The organism is Actinoallomurus vinaceus, from assembly GCF_039542055.1.
GTDB lineage: Bacteria > Actinomycetota > Actinomycetes > Streptosporangiales > Streptosporangiaceae > Actinoallomurus > Actinoallomurus vinaceus.
In genome coordinates this window covers 60,826-76,741 of sequence record NZ_BAABHK010000030.1, presented here as the reverse complement: position 1 = coordinate 76,741, position 15,916 = coordinate 60,826, and the positions used below count along the sequence as shown (strand labels likewise).

Annotated in this window: 13 protein-coding genes; 3 read left to right on the top strand and 10 right to left on the bottom strand. The window is 71.9% G+C overall.

All coding sequences use genetic code 11. The annotated features are described in order from the left end of the window. Positions 1-19: 19 nt before the first annotated feature. Together ABEA24_RS51245 and ABEA24_RS51240 are read right to left on the bottom strand one after the other, a co-directional pair. The gene (locus ABEA24_RS51245; RefSeq protein WP_345443692.1) at positions 20-3,019 is read right to left on the bottom strand and encodes a bifunctional [glutamine synthetase] adenylyltransferase/[glutamine synthetase]-adenylyl-L-tyrosine phosphorylase; all 3,000 of its coding nucleotides are present in this window, start codon (positions 3,017-3,019) and stop codon (positions 20-22) included. Between the two features lie 172 nt (positions 3,020-3,191). Next, entirely contained in the window at positions 3,192-4,778 is a 1,587-nt protein-coding gene (locus ABEA24_RS51240) for an MDR family MFS transporter (RefSeq protein ID WP_345443689.1), read from the bottom strand. Between the two features lie 117 nt (positions 4,779-4,895). Between ABEA24_RS51240 and ABEA24_RS51235 the strand changes: the two genes are divergently transcribed. After that, positions 4,896-5,465, top strand: coding sequence for a TetR/AcrR family transcriptional regulator (locus ABEA24_RS51235; RefSeq protein WP_345443686.1), 570 nt, complete (start codon positions 4,896-4,898; stop codon positions 5,463-5,465). 65 nt (positions 5,466-5,530) lie between these two features. Here the strand turns inward: ABEA24_RS51235 and ABEA24_RS51230 are convergent, their stop codons facing one another. Then, entirely contained in the window at positions 5,531-6,115 is a 585-nt protein-coding gene (locus ABEA24_RS51230; protein WP_345443683.1) for a TetR/AcrR family transcriptional regulator, read from the bottom strand. 165 nt (positions 6,116-6,280) lie between these two features. Between ABEA24_RS51230 and ABEA24_RS51225 the strand changes: the two genes are divergently transcribed. Beyond that, a complete protein-coding gene (locus tag ABEA24_RS51225; protein ID WP_345443680.1) occupies positions 6,281-7,099 on the top strand; it encodes an oxidoreductase in 819 nt (272 codons plus the stop codon). Between the two features lie 12 nt (positions 7,100-7,111). Here the strand turns inward: ABEA24_RS51225 and glnA are convergent, their stop codons facing one another. Then, positions 7,112-8,473 carry a type I glutamate--ammonia ligase gene (glnA, locus tag ABEA24_RS51220; RefSeq protein ID WP_345443677.1) on the bottom strand — a complete coding sequence of 454 codons (1,362 nt, stop codon included), beginning with the start codon at positions 8,471-8,473 and terminating at the stop codon, positions 7,112-7,114. 286 nt (positions 8,474-8,759) lie between these two features. Here glnA and ABEA24_RS51215 point away from each other — a divergent pair, with 286 nt between their 5' ends. Next, positions 8,760-9,746, top strand: coding sequence for an SMP-30/gluconolactonase/LRE family protein (locus ABEA24_RS51215; protein WP_345443674.1), 987 nt, complete (start codon positions 8,760-8,762; stop codon positions 9,744-9,746). A 97-nt stretch (positions 9,747-9,843) separates the two neighbouring features. Here ABEA24_RS51215 and ABEA24_RS51210 read toward each other — a convergent pair whose 3' ends face one another. The 6 genes from ABEA24_RS51210 to ABEA24_RS51185 form a co-directional block, all read right to left on the bottom strand. Then, a complete protein-coding gene (locus ABEA24_RS51210; RefSeq protein ID WP_345443671.1) occupies positions 9,844-10,617 on the bottom strand; it encodes an amino acid ABC transporter ATP-binding protein in 774 nt (257 codons plus the stop codon). Further along, positions 10,614-11,435 (bottom strand): amino acid ABC transporter permease, encoded by an 822-nt coding sequence (locus ABEA24_RS51205; protein WP_345443668.1) that lies wholly within the window; start codon positions 11,433-11,435, stop codon positions 10,614-10,616. The genes ABEA24_RS51210 and ABEA24_RS51205 overlap by 4 nt, the downstream gene beginning before the upstream one ends. A gap of 31 nt (positions 11,436-11,466) precedes the next feature. Further along, the gene (locus ABEA24_RS51200) at positions 11,467-12,276 is read right to left on the bottom strand and encodes an ABC transporter substrate-binding protein (RefSeq protein WP_345443665.1); all 810 of its coding nucleotides are present in this window, start codon (positions 12,274-12,276) and stop codon (positions 11,467-11,469) included. Positions 12,277-12,350: 74 nt separating this feature from the next. After that, positions 12,351-13,868: a penicillin-binding transpeptidase domain-containing protein gene (locus ABEA24_RS51195; RefSeq protein WP_345443662.1), complete on the bottom strand. Its 1,518-nt coding sequence runs from the start codon at positions 13,866-13,868 to the stop codon at positions 12,351-12,353. A gap of 151 nt (positions 13,869-14,019) precedes the next feature. After that, positions 14,020-14,856, bottom strand: a complete 837-nt coding sequence (locus tag ABEA24_RS51190; RefSeq protein ID WP_345443659.1) for an ABC transporter substrate-binding protein — start codon at positions 14,854-14,856, stop codon at positions 14,020-14,022. Between the two features lie 26 nt (positions 14,857-14,882). After that, on the bottom strand, positions 14,883-15,893 hold the full coding sequence (locus tag ABEA24_RS51185) for an ArsR/SmtB family transcription factor (protein ID WP_345443656.1): 1,011 nt from the start codon (positions 15,891-15,893) through the stop codon (positions 14,883-14,885). Positions 15,894-15,916 lie beyond the last annotated feature (23 nt).

Sequence of the window (15,916 nt, the reverse complement as noted above, 5' to 3'; positions counted from 1 at the left end):
TGGCCCGAGCCGTCCCCGTTCACGAACCTCCGCCGTCCCCGTAGAAGACGCGCTCGACGACGGCCCGGGCGTGGCGGGCGTGGCGCCGGTAGTCCTCCAGCATGTCGCCGGAGGCGGGGTAGCCGAGGATGCCGGCCACGGCGGAGCGCGCGCGGTGGTGCTCGGTCGGCAGCGTGTCCGAGGCCCGCCCGCGTACGAGCATGACGGCGTTGCGGATGCGCGTGGCCAGCCGCCAGGCATCGCAGAGCCGGACGGCGTCCTCGCGGTCCAGCAGGTCGGCCGCCGCCGCGGCGTCGAGCGCTTTCAGGGTGCGCGTGGTGCGCAGTTCCGGGATCTCGTACGCGTGCTGGAGCTGGAGCAGCTGGGCGACCCACTCGACGTCGGACAGGCCGCCGGGCCCCAGCTTGGTGTGGAGGCGGCGGTCGACGCCGCGGGGCAGCCGCTCGGCCTCCATACGGGCCTTCAGCCGGCGGATCTCCAGCAGCGCGCGGTCGTCGATCCCGCCCTGCGGCCACCGGAGCGGGTCGATCAGCCCCCGGAAGCGCGCGCCGAGCTCCTGGTCACCGATGACCGGGGCCGCGCGCAGCAGCGCCTGGCTCTCCCAGGGCGAGGACCAGCGCCGGTAGTAGGAGGCGTAGGAGTCGAAGGTGCGCACGAGCGGGCCCTGCCGTCCCTCTGGTCGCAGCCCCGGGTCGATCACCAGCGGCGGGTCCGGCGCGGGCAGCGCGAGCAGCCTGCGCAGTTCCTCCGCGACCGCGTGGGCGGCGGCGGGCGCCTCCCGCTCGGCTCCCGGCAGCGGGTCGTGGACGAACATGACGTCCGCGTCGCTGCCGTAGCCGAGCTCGTACCCGCCGAGGCGGCCCATCGCGACGACCGCGAACCGCGTCGGCAGGGGCGAGCGCCGCTCCATCTCGATCTTGGCGATGGCGGCCGACAACGCCGCCTCGATCGTGACCATCGTGATGGCGGTCAGCGCCTCGCCGGTCGCGCGCACGTCGAGGCGGCCGAGCAGGTCCGCCACCGCCACGCGCAGCAGCTCGCGGCGGCGGATGCCCCGCACCGCGGCGACCGCCTCGGCCGCCGGATCGAACTGCAGGCGGGTGGCGGCCGCGCCCATGTGCCGGCCCACCGCGGCCAGAGCCTCGGTGCGCAGTGCGTCCTGCGACCGCGGCGTCAGCTCGGCGTCGCCGGCCAGCAGGGAGACGGCCTCCGGCGCGCGGAGCAGCAGGTCGGTGGCGTAGCGGCTGGAGGACAGCACATGCGCCATCCGCTCGGCCACGGTGACGTCGTCGCGCAGCAGCCGCAGGTACCACGGGGTGGTGCCGAGCGCGTCGCTGACCTGCCGGAAGCCGAGCAGCCCGGCGTCGGGGTCCGGGCCGTCGGCGAACCAGCCCAGCATGACGGGCAGCAGCGTCCGCTGGATCGCCGCGCGCCGGGAGACCCCGGACGTCAGGGACTCCAGGTGCCGCAGCGCGCCGTCCGGGTCGGCGTAGCCGAGCGCCTCCAGCCGCGTACGGGCCGCCTCCCGGGTCAGGCGCGCCTCGTCGCCGGGCAGCCGCGCCACGGCCAGCAGCAGCGGCCGGTAGAAGAGCTTCTCGTGCAGACGCCGGACCTCGCGGGCGTGCCGCCGCCATTCGGCCGTGAACTCCCCCACCGGGTCGGTGCGAAAGCCCAGCGCCCGGCCCAGGCGCCGCAGGTCGGCCGGGTCCTCGGGCACCAGGTGCGTGCGCCGCAGCCGGTGGAGCTGGATGAGGTGCTCGACGCGCCGCAGGAACCGGTAGGCGTTCGCGAGCGCGGCGGCGTCGGCCCGGCCGACGTACCCGCCCCAGGACAGCTTCTTGAGGGCGATCAGCGTGTTCGGCCCGCGCAGGCCCTCGTCCGTACGGCCGTGGACGAGCTGGAGCAGCTGGACCGCGAACTCCACGTCCCGCAGCCCGCCGGGGCCGAGCTTGAGCTGGCGTCCCGCCTTGTCCGGGTCGATGTGCTCCTCGACCCGGCGGCGCATCGCCTGGACGTCCTCGACGAAATTCTCTCGCTCGGCGGCCCGCCAGACGAGCGGGGCGAGGGCCGCGGTGTACTCCTCGCCCAGCTTCCGATCGCCTGCGACGGGCCGGGCCTTCAGCAGCGCCTGGAACTCCCAGGTCTTGGCCCAGCGCTCGTAGTAGGCGCGGTGGCTGGCGAGCGTCCGCACGAGCGGCCCCGCCTTGCCCTCCGGGCGCAGCGCGGCGTCGACCTCCCACAGCGCGCCCTCGGCGGTGCTCGCCGAGCAGGCCCGGATCATCCCGGAGGCCAGCCGTGTCGCGGCGCGCAGCGCGACCGTCTCGTCCTGGCCCGGCATCGGTTCGGCGACGAAGATGACGTCGACGTCGCTGACGTAGTTAAGCTCGCGCCCGCCGCACTTGCCCATGCCGATCACGGCGAGCCGGCAGGTGTCGGCCTGCTCGCCCAGCTCGGTGCGGGCGATGGCCAGGCCGGCCTCCAGCGCCGCCGCGGCGAGGTCGGCGAGCTCGGCGGCGACCTCCTCGACATCCGCAGCGCCGGTGAGGTCGCGGCCCGCCAGGTGCAGCAGCGCCCGCCGGTACGCGACCCGGAGCGCGACCATCGGGTCCGGCCGTCCGGCGCGTGGCGCGGGGTCGGCCGGGTCGGCGCCGACGGCGTCCAGCAGCGCGGTCCGCAGCTCGTCGGCCGTCGGGCGCTGGAGCGCCGCCGGGCCGGTGAGGACTCTCCAATGGTCGGGATGCCGCACGAGGTGGTCGCCGAGCGCGGCGCTGACGCCGAGAACGGCGATCAACCGGCCGAGGGCGTCCGGGTCGGCGGTCAGCTCGTCCCGGACGTCGGCCCTCTCCAGCATCCGCATCAGGCCGGTGAGGGCCAGGTCGGGATCTGCCGCGGCGCCGAGGACGTCGAGCAGGCCGGCACCGAGCCCGTGGCCCGTCAGGCGGCGCGCGGCCTCGGCGACGTCGGTGATCCCGAGCCGGGCCAGCCGGGCGGTCGTGCTCTCCGTACGGCGTTCACTCACGGATAAAGGTAATCATGAACGCCCGGCGAACCATCGCCACGGGCAAAGCATCCCCTGGGGATGGACCAGGCGCGCGTCCGGGCTCGGCGCCGGATCGCGCTGCGGCATGTACCCCCGGCTGACGCGAAAGGGGGGTTCCCGGCGGGAACCCCCCTTTCGCGGTGGAACGAGATCAGATCGCCGGTTCGGCGATGGTCTCGGCGGCCTGCTCCGTCGAGCCCTTGGGAGCGGAGCCGCGCAGCGGCACCTCGCGAACGAGCCAGGCGACGAGGAACGCGGCGAAGGCGACGACCGCTCCGCCGATGACCGTCCCGTGCAGGCCGCTGGTGACACCGGCCTCGAACGCCTCCCGGACCGGCGCGGGCAGCGTGTGCAGCATCGCCGGCGTCAGGTGGGCGCTGCCAGAGGAGATCTTGTGGGCGGCCTCCGCGCCGAGCCGGTCGCTGATGGTGTGCTCGAGGCGGTTGGTGTAGATCGACCCGAACAGCGCCACTCCGAGCGAGCCCCCGACCGTACGGAACAGGGTGACCGAGCCGCTCGCCGCGCCCATGTCCCGCAGCTCGGCGCTGTTCTGGGTGATGAGCGTGGTGTTCTGCATGATGAAGCCCATGCCGAGACCGACGCCGAGCGTCAGTGCGGAGCTCATCACCGTGCTGGTGTCCACCTTGAGCAGAAGCAGCACGAGCATGCCGGCGGTCATCACCGCGCCGCCGATGATCGGGTACATCTTGTAGCGGCCGTTGCGGGCGATGAGCTGCCCGGTGGTCAGCATGACGACGAGCATGCCGAACATCAGTGGCAGGAGCAGCAGGCCGCTCGTCGTCGCCGAGGCGCCCTGGACGTCCTGCATGTAGTACGGGAGGAAGTTGACCGCGCCGAACATCGCCGCGCCCACGAAGAAGCTGAGGATCTGCGCGACCGTGAAGTTGCGGTTGCGGAACAGCCGCGGCGGCAGGATCGGCTCGGCGGCGCGGGCCTCGGCGAAGACGAACAGGACCAGGGCCACGACCGACGCGACCGCGAGCCCGATGATCTGCGCGGAGGCCCAGTCGTACTGGGTGCCGCCCCAGCTCGCCACGAGGGTGAGGGAGACGACGCCGACCGTCAGCAGGAACGCCCCGATGAAGTCGATCTTCGCCTTGATGTGCGGCGTGTGCAGACGCATGCCCAGGCCGGTGACGAGCAGGGCGATCGCGCCGATCGGCACGTTGACGTAGAAGGTCCAGCGCCAGCTGAGGTGGTCGGTGAGGAACCCGCCGATCAGCGGGCCGCCGACGAAGGCGATCGGCATCATCCCGCCGATGATCGCCTGGAAGCGGCCGCGCTCCCGCGGCGGAACCAGGTCACCGATGATCGCGAACGCCCCGACCATCAGGCCGCCGGCGCCCAGTCCCTGTAGTGCCCGGAAGCCGATGAGCTGGTTCATGCTCTGCGACAGCCCGGACAGCATCGATCCCGCGAGGAAGATGACGATGGACGCCATGAACATGCCCTTGCGGCCGTACAGGTCGCCGAGCTTCCCCCAGATCGGCGTCGCGGCCGCCGTGGCGAGGGTGTAAGCGGTGACGACCCAGGCCAGGTGGCTGAGGCCGCCCAGATCACCGACGATCGTCGGCAGCGCGGTGCCGACGATCAGGTTGTCCAGCATCGCGAGGAACATGCCGAGCATCAGGCCGATGATCGCGATGTAGATCGATCGCGTGCTTCTCGGCTCGGCCGCGCCCGGTGGCGCGGAGTCCGCCGTCTTCGTCCCCGACATGGGTAGCCTCTCTCTGATGGCCTTGGTGCTTACTTGCCGACCGGCTAGTGAACTTACTTGCCGTACGGTAAGCTACAAACTAGCCGGTCGTCAAGTTAGTTTGAGTGGAGATTGATCATGGGCGAACACCGCGGCGACACCCGGGCGAGGATCCAGGCGGTCGCGCTCGAGCTGTTCGCCGAACAGGGTTACGAGAAGACGTCGCTACGGGAGATCGCCGAGCGGCTCAACGTGACCAAGGCGGCGCTGTACTACCACTTCAAGACCAAAGAGGACATCGTCGTCAGCCTGTTCGACGATCAGCTGGGCAGGCTCGACGAGCTGATCACCTGGGGCCGGGAGCAGCCCGCGACCCAGGAGACGCGGCAGGAGCTGGTGCGCCGATACGCCGACCAGCTGTACGCCAGCGGGCCGGGGCTCATGCGCTTCGCGCACGAGAACCAGGGCACCATGCGCGACCTCGCCGTCGGCGAGAAGCTCAAGTCCCGGATGAAGGGCCTGCGGGAGCTGCTCATCGACCCGAAGGCGCCGCTGACCGACCAGCTCAAGTCGGCCATGGCGCCCTTCACGCTGAACATCGCGCATTTCGCCTTCGACGACTACGACATCACGGACGAGGAGCGGCGCGCCGCCGGGATCGCCGTCGCCCTGGAACTGGTCTCCGGCTCCCCGCACACCGACGCATAGCGCCTGCCGCTCGGCGTTCGCCAGGCCGGCGAGACGCACAGCCCGGAACGAAGGGCGGGGCGCTACTACTCGGGCCCGGCGCCCAACAGCGTGAGGGCGTTCTGGACGCCCTGCTCGAGGACATCGTCGGCGAGGGCGCGGTCGGCGAGGGCGCGGGAGAGCTGCAGCGTCCCGACCATCGTGGCGAAGACGCTGAGCGCCTTCGCGCGCGCCGACCGCGGATCGTCGGGCGCCAGGCGGGCGGCGATGTCGTCGATGACGACCAGCACGCCGTCGGTGAACGCCTGCTTGGTCGCGTCCGTACAGCGGCCGATCTCATCCAGCAGGGCGGCGGACGGGCAGCCGTCCTCCCGGCCGTCGCGGTGCTCCACCGAAAGGTACGCGCGCACGAACCGCTCAAGTCCGGCGCGGTCCGGCGCCAGCGCGCCGAAGCCCTCGCTCTGCTCGCGCAGCTGGTCGGCGACCACGGCGGCGACGAGGTCGTCCTTCGAGGTGAAGTGGGCGTAGAAGGCGCCGTTGGTCAGCCCCGCGTCGGCCATGAGCGCGGCGATTCCCGAGCCGTCGATGCCGTCCCGCTTGAGCCGGCGGCCGGCCTTCTCGATGATCCGCCGCCGCGTCGCCTGCTTGTGCTCTTTTCCGTACCGCGCCACGCGCCCTCCACCTCGCCGCGAGGGCCCTCACCCTCCGGGCAAATGATAGTACGACCGTAATCCAATACGTCCTGGCGTCGGCGATGCGGTCAGCCGAAGACCACTTGCCCTCCGCTGGGCCTCGTCCATAGTATTACGGTCGTAATTCAATACGATCAGGAGTTCATGATGAAGACAGACCAGCCGGTGGCGCTCGTGACGGGCGCGTCCTCAGGCATCGGGAGGGCAGCCGCCCTCGCACTCGCCCAGGCGGGCTTCCAGGTGGTCGGAACCAGCCGGAACGCAGCGGGAGTCACCCCGGTCGACGGGGTGAGGTTCCTCGATCTCGACGTGGCCGGTGACGCGTCGGTCGCCGCCACGGTCGGGCAGGTGATCGAGTGGTTCGGCCGGATCGACGTCCTGGTCAACAACGCCGGCATCGGCTCGGCGGGCGCCGCCGAGGAGAGTTCCCTCGCTCAGGACCAGCGCGTCTTCGACATCAACGTGTTCGGTGTCATCCGCATGACCAAGGCCGTGCTGCCGCACATGCGCGCCCAGGGAGGCGGGCGCATCATCAACACCTCGTCCATCCTCGGGTTCATCCCCGCGCCCTACATGGCCGTCTACGCCGCGTCCAAGCACGCGATCGAGGGCTACTCCGAGTCCCTGGACCACGAGGTCCGCGAACACGGCGTCCGCGTGCTCCTCGTCGAGCCCGCCGTCACCAACACCGGCTTCGAGGCCAACGCCATGCAGCCCGACAGGCCCCTGCCGGTCTACGCCGAGCAGCGGCACATCACCGACCAGGTGATGGCGGAGGCGTTCAAGGACGGCGACGACCCCGCGACCGTCGCCAAGGCGATCGTCGCGGCGGCGACCGACCCCAAGCCGAAGCTGCGGTACGCCGCCGGTCCAAGGGCCGGACGCATCAGCACGCTGCGCCGCGTCGTTCCCGCACGGGCCTTCGACAAGCAGATCCGTAAGTTCAACCGACTGGCCGGCTGAGCGCTCCGCCGTTTACAGCACCGAGAGGTAGCGGCGGCGCTCGTACTCGGTGACCTGGCGGCGGTAGTCCTCCCACTCCGCGCGCTTGTTGCGCAGGAAGAAGTCGAAGACGTGCTCGCCCAGCACCTCGGCGACCAGCTCGCTGCGCTCCATCGCGGCGATGGCCTCGTCCAGGCTCTGCGGCAGCGGCTCGATGCCCATCGCGCGGCGCTCGGCCGCGGTCAGCGCCCACACGTCGTCCTCGGCGCCCGGCGGCAGCTCGTACCCCTGCTCGATGCCCTTCAGGCCGGCGCCGAGGATCGCGGCGAAGGCGAGGTAGGGGTTGCAGGCGGTGTCGGGCGCGCGGAACTCGATGCGGGTCGCGTGGCCCTTCTGCGGCTTGTACATCGGGACGCGGACCAGCGCCGAGCGGTTGTTGTGGCCCCAGCAGATGTACGGCGGCGCCTCACCGCCGGCCCCGGCGGACGCGCCGACGCCGCCCCACAGGCGCTTGTAGGAGTTGACCCACTGGTTGGTGATCGCGGAGATCTCGGCCGCGTGCCGGAGCAGGCCGGCGATGAACGCCCGCCCGATCTTGGAGAGCTGGAACTCCGCGCCGGGCTCGTAGAAGGCGTTGCGGTCGCCCTCGAACAGCGACATGTGGGTGTGCATGCCGGAGCCGGGCTGGTCGGTGAACGGCTTGGGCATGAAGGAGGCGTGCACGCCCTGCTCGAGCGCGACCTCCTTCATCACCAGGCGGAACGTCATGATGTTGTCGGCCGTGGTGAGCGCGTCGGCGTAGCGCAGGTCGATCTCCTGCTGGCCCGGACCGCCCTCGTGGTGGCTGAACTCGACGGAGATGCCCATCGACTCCAGCATCATGATCGCGTTGCGCCGGAAGTCGTGCGCGGCCCGGTGCGGCGTGTGGTCGAAGTAGCCGCCGGAGTCGACGGTCGACGGCTCGCTGCCGTCGTCGGGGCGGTCGCCCAGGAGGTAGAACTCCAGCTCGGGGTGGGTGTAGAAGGTGAACCCGAGGTCGGCGGCGCGGCTGAGGGTGCGCTTGAGGACGTAGCGCGGGTCGGCGAAGCTCGGCGAGCCGTCCGGCATGAGGATGTCGCAGAACATCCGGGCCGTGCCCGGCGACTCCGCGCGCCACGGCAGCACCTGGAACGTCGAGGGATCCGGCTTGGCCAGCATGTCGGCCTCATAGACGCGGGCGAATCCCTCGATCGCCGACCCGTCGAACCCGATGCCCTCGGCGAACGCCTGCTCCAGCTCGGCGGGCGCGACCGCCACGGACTTCAGGAATCCGAGCACGTCGGTGAACCACAGCCGGATGAAGCGGATGTCGCGCTCCTCAAGCGTGCGGAGCACGAACTCCTGCTGACGGTCCAAAACCGATCCCCTTAGCAACCTGCGGCGACAACGATGGCCTTGTATCAGTGTGCCGCCCCCATGTTTCGGTCACGTTACAACGTCCCGGCCCGTGACCGGTCTCCGGGACCGGGCATCGCCGCACTCGCCTTCGCCACCGTGGCGACCCCCCTTTCCCTGCCGTCGCGACTCCCCTTCCCCGCCGCCGCGACTTCCCCTTCCCCGCCGTCGCCCCATCGGCTTTCCGATCGGAGGGGGCATGATCAACTATTGGTTCACTATGGGGCCGCCTCATTACGGTCGGCGCATGCGCAGTTCCCCCATCTTCCGAAAAGGCCGTCCGGCGTTGCCGGCGGTCCTGACCGTCTCCGCCCTCACCGTCGGCGTGTCCCTGACGGGCACGCCGGCGCGGGCGGCGACTCCCCCGGTGAGTCATGCCCGGATCCTCGCCCATCTCGACCTGGCCGCCGGCGCCCAGCCCGAGAACATCGCGCTGGAACCCGACGGCTCGGCCGATCTGACATACGGCTTCTCGGGCCGGGTGGCCCGCGTCGACCGCACGGGCCGCGTGAGCGTCATCGCCCAGGTTCCGATCCCGGCCGACGGGGACGTCCCCCTCACCCACGGCAAGATCTTCCTCGGCGGCATCGTGCGGCTGCCGGGCGGTGCGCGCTACGTCGCGGTGTCCACCGGCACCGCTCAGGGCACCGGCGTCTACCGGCTCCGCGCCGGACGGGCGCCGGTGCGCGTTGCCGCGCTGTCCCCCGGCGCCTTCCTGAACGGCATGGCCTATGACCGTCGCACGAGGAGGCTGTTCGTCGCCGACTCCGCCCAGGGGCGGGTCTGGAGCCTCTCACCGCGAGGCGGTGCTCCGGCCGCCTGGGCGGGCGGGAGCGTCCTGGCGTCCCGTACGGCCGGCGGCTTCGGCGCGAACGGCCTGAAGGTCCGCGGCGGCTCCGTCTGGGTGTCGAACCTGGACGCCGGCACGCTGGTGCACGTGCCCATCACGCGGAACGGCGCCGCCGGGAGACCCGCGGTCGCCGCGAAGGGCCTGGGCCCGGTCGACGACTTCGCGTTCACCGGACGGGGCACGGCCGTGCTCGCGGCCGTCAACCAGGAGAACAAGGTCGTCCTCGTCGACTCCAGGGGAACGGCGAAGACGGTCCTGACCGCGGCGGACGGGCTGTCCAACCCGACGTCGGTGGCCGTCCGCGGCAGGACGGTGTACATCGCCGACGCGGCGTACTTCACCCGGCGCGACCCGAACCTGCTCGTCGCGCGCCTCCGCCGCTGAGACGCGGATGCCATGAGACGGGCGCCGACAGGCGCCCGTCTCGGCCTGGCATGCGTGTACGCGCGGTCCATCGCCTCAGGCGGGGACCCGCGGGCGCTCAGTCCTCGACGTCGGCGGCGGCCGGGTCGAGCACCCGCGACAGGAACCGGCGGGTCCGCGCGTGCTCCGGGTCGCCGACGACCTTCGACGGCGGCCCCTCCTCCACGATGACGCCGCCGTCCATGAACACAACCCGGTCGGCGACCTCGCGGGCGAAGGTCATCTCGTGGGTGACGACCAGCATGGTCATCCCTTCCAGGGCGAGCTTGCGCATGACGGCGAGCACGTCGCCGACGAGCTCGGGGTCGAGGGCGGAGGTGGGCTCGTCGAACAGCATGACCTCCGGGCCCATGGCCAGCGCGCGGGCGATCGCGACCCGCTGCTGCTGGCCGCCGGACAGCTGCGCCGGGAAGGCGTCCACCTTGTCGGCCAGGCCCACGCGGGCGAGGTTCTCCCGCGCGACCCGCTCGGCCTCCTCCGCGGAGCGCCGCAGCACCTTGCGCTGGGCGATGGTGACGTTGCCGAGCACCGACAGGTGCGGGAACAGGTTGAACTGCTGGAACACCATGCCGATGCGGCGGCGCGCCGCGTCGATGTCGACGTCCGGGTCGGTCAGCTCCAGGCCCCCGACGTACACCGCTCCGGCGGTGGGCTCCTCCAGGAGGTTCACGCAGCGCAGCAGCGTGGACTTGCCGGAGCCGGACGGCCCGATGATGCACACGACCTCGCCGTGCCGGACCTCGAAGTCGATGCCGCGCAGCACCTCCAGGTCCCCGAACGCCTTGTGCAGCTCGATGACCTGGACCGCCGCGCCGTCGTTCACGGTCGTCACCGCTGCCCCCTCTTCTGCCGGGCCTCCAGCCGCCGTGCCAGGTGGCTGAGCGGGATGGTGATGATCAGGTAGCAGAGGGCGGCGACGATGATCGGTGTGGTGTTGCCCTGCTGGCCGGTCACGTCCTGGGCCATCTTCGCCAGTTCCCGCTGCTGCAGCGTGACGCCGAGGTACAGGGCCAGCGAGGAGTCCTTGACCAGCAGGACCAGCTCGTTGGTCAGCGGCGGGATCACGATCCGCAGCGCCTGCGGGATGATGATCGAGCGCATCGCCCGCCCGTGCGACATGCCGAGCGTCCGCGCCGCCTCCATCTGGCCGCGCGGCACCGCCTCGATGCCGGCCCGGATGCTCTCGGCCATGTACGCCGCCGAGACCAGTGCGAGGGCGAGGGCGGCCTGGCCGTACACGCCGCCGGGGATGTTGATCCCCGGGAAGGCGATCGGAACGCCGGTGCCCATGAAAATGAAGATCAGCAGCGCGGGCAGCCCGCGGAAGACCTCGATGTAGGCGAGGGCGAACCAGCGGTACGGCGGTACGGACGACAGCCGCATCAGCGCCAGCAGCAGCCCGGTCACCAGGCCGAGCCCGAACCCGGTGAGCGTGAACAGCAGGGTGTTCCGGAGCCCGACCGTGATGATGTCGGGGAACAGCGTCTTGGCGACGCGCCATTCGGCGAAGTTGGTCTTCAGCGCGCCCCAGTTCGCCAGGGACGCGAGAAGCACCACGACGACGATGACGATGCCGTACTCGCCGCCCAGGATGAGCCGGCGGCGCTGCCTCCGGGTCAGCCGCGGCGCCGCCTCCGCGTGTTGAGTCATCTGCGGCCTCTCGGATCGATCAGTGCCGGGCTCAGGCGTTCGCCGGCATCGGGCCGATCCACTTCTCGTAGATCTTCTTGTACTCGCCGTTCTGCCGCGACTCGTCGATGGCCTGGTTGATCAGCGCGAGCAGCTTGGGGTTCTTGCCCTTGCGGACGGCGAAGCCGTACTGCTCACCGGTGTTGAGGCTGGCCGCCACGGCGTACTTGGCGTTCGCCGGGTCCTTCAGCCAACCCTGCACGACCGGGTAGTCCTCGATGATCACGTCGACCTGGCCGCTGCGCAGCCCGTTGAGCAGGCTCGCCGAGTCCTTGAAGGACTTGGAGTCGATGCCCTTGGAGTGGACGAAGTCCTCACCCGTGGTGCTCGCCTGGGAGCCGACCTTCAGCTTCTGCGCCTTCACCTGGTCCAGCGACGGGAAGCTCAGGCCCTTCTTGGCCATGAGCGCCTGGGTCGCGTTGAAGTACGGCTTGGTGAAGTCGATGAAGCGCGCCCGCTCCGGCTTGATCGTCATACCCGCGGCGGCGACGTCGCACTTCCCTGCGTTCAGCGCGGTCCCGCTCTTGATCGTCTCGAAGGGCGTGTCGACGACCTGCTGGGTCACGCCGAGCTTCTTGGCGACCAGGTCGATCATGTCGACGTCGAAGCCGACGACCTTGCCGCCCTGGGCCGACTGGAACGGCGGGTACGGCAGGTGGGTGCAGGTGGTGAGCTTGCCCTTCTTCACCAGCTTGGCACCCTGTACCGTCGCCCCGCTTCCTCCGCTGCTGCAGGCGGTGAGGGCGAGAGCGGCCGCGCAGAGCCCGGCGGTCGCGGCGGCAAGCCGGCGACGAATAGCCACAATTCCTCCATAAGCCATGAAAACAACTGTCCGACTATGTCATATCAGTCGCCACCTGCGGATACTCCAGCGGGTTACGACTTGATCACAGTCAGAAAGCGGGCCGCCACCGGAGCAGCCACCTGCCCGCCGTCGCCGCCGTGCAAGACGAACGCCGCGAAGGCCAGGTCACCCCGGTAGCCGATGAACCACGCGTGGGTACGGCCTTCGGCATCATATTCGGCGGTCCCCGTCTTGCCCGCCGTGCCGGCCGGAAGCCCGGCGTGCGCCGCGGTCCCCCGCGTGGCGACCGCGCGCATCATCGACCGTAGCCCCGCCACCACCGCCGCGGGCAGCGGCCGGACCGTTCCCTGCCCGGCGAGGCGCGCGGACACGAGCCGCGGGGAGCGATACGAGCCGTCGGCCACGGCCGCGGCGACGACGGCCATGGCGAGCGGGCTCGCCTGGACCCTCCCCTGGCCGATGGACGCCTCGGCCAGCCCGTTGTCGCCGCCGGGGTCCGGGAAGTCGCCGGCGTACGCGTCCGTCCCCGGGGCGAAGTGGGCGCCAAACCCGAAGGCGGCGGCGCTCGACCCGAGCCGCCGGGCGCCCGCCGCGACGCCCAGCGTGGCGAAGGTCGTGTTGCAGGACTCCGCGAACGCGTCGGCGAGCGGCACGCGCCCCAGCGCGAGGCTCCCGTGGTTGTGAATGGTGCGCTGCCCCGCCACCGTGACCGCCGGGCAGTCCACCGGGCTCGCCGGCGTCATGCCGCCGTTCAGCAGGGCCGCCGCGGTCACCACCTTGAACGTCGACCCCGGCGGATACAGGCCGAGGAAGGCGCCCTTGGCATCGGGCAGCCGGTCGGCGACCGCCAGGATCTCGCCCGTCGACGGACGGATCGCGACCAGCGCGGCCGACGCCGATCCGACCGCCGCGTCGGCGGCGGCCTGCACGCGCCGGTCGATGGTCGTACGGAGGGCGTGGGCGTCGCTCCCGCCGAAGGTCTTGAGCCGTACGGCCACGTGCCCGGGATTCCGGATCTGCACCGCCCACCCAGGGCGCCCTTCCTCGGAGCCGTCGCCGAGTCCGGCGAGGTACGGCTGGACGCTGCTGTCATCGGGAAGAGGCCTGCCGTCCGCGGCGGCCGGGGCGGCCGACGCGGACTCGATCCGGGTGAGGAACCACTCCCCGCCGTCGACCAGGGCGGGATGCAGGGTCGCGGGCGACCACACCACCCGCCAGGCGCCGTTCCGCCGGGCCAGCCGCAGGGTCGCGTGGAAACTCCAGTCGCCGACGCCGCCCAGCGCGCGCGTGACGGCGTAGTCGACGGACGCCTCGTCCCCGTGCCGCACCGGACGGCCCGGGGTGAACTCCACCGAGTCCACGTGCAGCGACCGCGACAGGTCCCGGTGCCGGTCGGCGAAGTCGCCGGGCGGGTCGTCGACCAGGCGCCGCATCGCGGCGAAGTCGCCGTTCCCCCAGGCGCGGAAGTACGCGCTCGCGGCCTGCTCCGGCGTCGCCGGCCCGCTCGGTCGCCGTAACGCGGCGCAGGAGAACGCGGCCGCCGCCACCAGCAGGATCACCCCGGCCGCGAGGACGGCCACCTGACGCATTCGAACTCCCCCATCGGCGACGCCTAAGTCGATCATCCACCGCCGCGGGAAGGCGACGATCTGACCGATTCCGGACGGCCCACCCCACGGCCCGGTCCGGAACGCGGCGTGCCGCCGCCCGGTCGGCCGGAGAGAACGCCTGGGGGCGGCGTCAGCCCGCGGCGTCGGGTGGCATCGGGCCCATCCAGCGCTCGTACGTGCGCCGGTAGGTGCCGTCCCGCCGGATCTGCGCGATGACCTGGTCGATCAGCCGTACCAGGGCGGGGTTGTGCCCCTTGCGCACGGCGAAGCCGTACTGCTCGTGGGTGCGCAGTCCGGGCACGAGGACGAAGTCGGCGTTGGCCTCGTCGGTGAGCCAGTAGCGGACGACCGGGTCGTCCTGGACGAGCACGTCGACCTGGCCGGTGCGCAGCGCGTCGAGCTCGGTCGTGGCGTTCTCGTACGCCTTCGGCTCCCAACCCTCGACGCGCGCGTACGCCTGCCCGGTCGTGCCGGCGACCACGCCCACCCGCAGCCCGCCCGGGCCGAAGGCGCCGGGCGTGACGGGCTCGCCGCGCCGGGCCATCAGCACCTGCCCGGAGTCGAAGTACGGCCGGGAGAAGTCGACCACCCCCGCCCGCTGCGGGTTGATGGTCATCCCGGCGGCCGCCACGTCGCAGGCGGCGACCGCGAACACCTGGCCGGAGGTGATCGCGGTGAACCGGGTGTCGACGATCTTCTGCCGGACGCCCAGCCGCCGGGCGATCAGGTCGATCAGGTCGACGTCGAAGCCGACGATCGCCTTGCCCCGCTGGAACTGGAACGGGGCGTACGGCAGGTGGGTGCAGGTGGTCAGCGTGCTCCCGGCCACCAGGTGGACGCCTCGCACGGTGTGGCCGGCCGGCACGCAGGCGGCCAGCAGGCAGGCCGCCGCCGTCGCGGGCAGGGCGGACGCCCGGGAGAGGGTGATCAGGTGCACGGTGCCTCCGAGGGGGTCGCGACGTTCCATCCGTCCCACTCACGCACCAGAGTCAATCAGTCGCGCACGGTCACGTCCATGTCGATCGCGCCGCCCGCCTCCGCGAGCGCGTCGCCCGCGGCCGTCCGCGCGTACAGCACGCGCCGGCCGACCCGGCGGCCCGTCACCAGGCCGCAGGCGCGCAGGACCCCGAGGTGCTGACTGATCGCGCCCGGCGTCACCGCCAGTCGCCGGGCGAGCTCGGTCGTCGACGCCGGGCCCGCGAGCGCGAGGAGCAGCGCCGCCCGGCGCCGGCCGATCAACGCCGCGAGGGCGTCCGGGGGCGCCGCGGGGGCGGTCTCCCACAGCGTCCCGACGCCGTACGCCGGATAGCTCAGCATCGGCCGGTAGGGCGGGGTCATCATCGAGACGGAGGGCCAGACGAACGCGCTCGGCACCAGGATCAGCCCGCGCCCTGCCAGCGCGCCCCGGTAGTGCCACGTACGCTGGACGGCGAGCCGATCGCCGTGCCAGCGGACCGCCTCGTGGAGCCCGGCGAACAGCCCCTCGGCACCTCGCTCGGTGAGGGCGCGGGACCGCCGGAGCACGTCGGTCTCCAGCAGCGCCTGGATCTTCGGCCAGTGCTCCTCGATCGCCGCCTCCCAGTAGGCGCCGAGCAGGTCGGCGACGTGCGCGAGCGCGCGCTCGGGCTGCTCCGCCATCGCCCGGCGCTGCTCCTCGAACGGCACGGCGCCCGTGCTGCGCCGTCCGACGTGCAGGATCTCCTCGGCGACCAGGTGGGCGGGCGTGGCCCGGACCATGGCGAGTTCCGCGGCGAAGTCGGGCAGCGGGGTCTCCGGCGGCGGGGTGAGGAAGTCGGGGATGTACCCGTCGGCGTGAACGAGCGCGCGCAGCGGCGTCAGGTCGAGCCCGCGCAGCCGGGGTCGTACCGCGCGCACCCACGGCATGTGCAGCGCGCGCCGCGAGGGATCGGCCAGCACGCGCAGGCTGTGCGCGAGCTCCCAGAGCGGGGAGAACGCGAAGCGGAGGCGGGCGACGTCGTCGGGGGCGAAGAGGAACTCGATCATTTAGGCACCGCTAAAAGAATTTC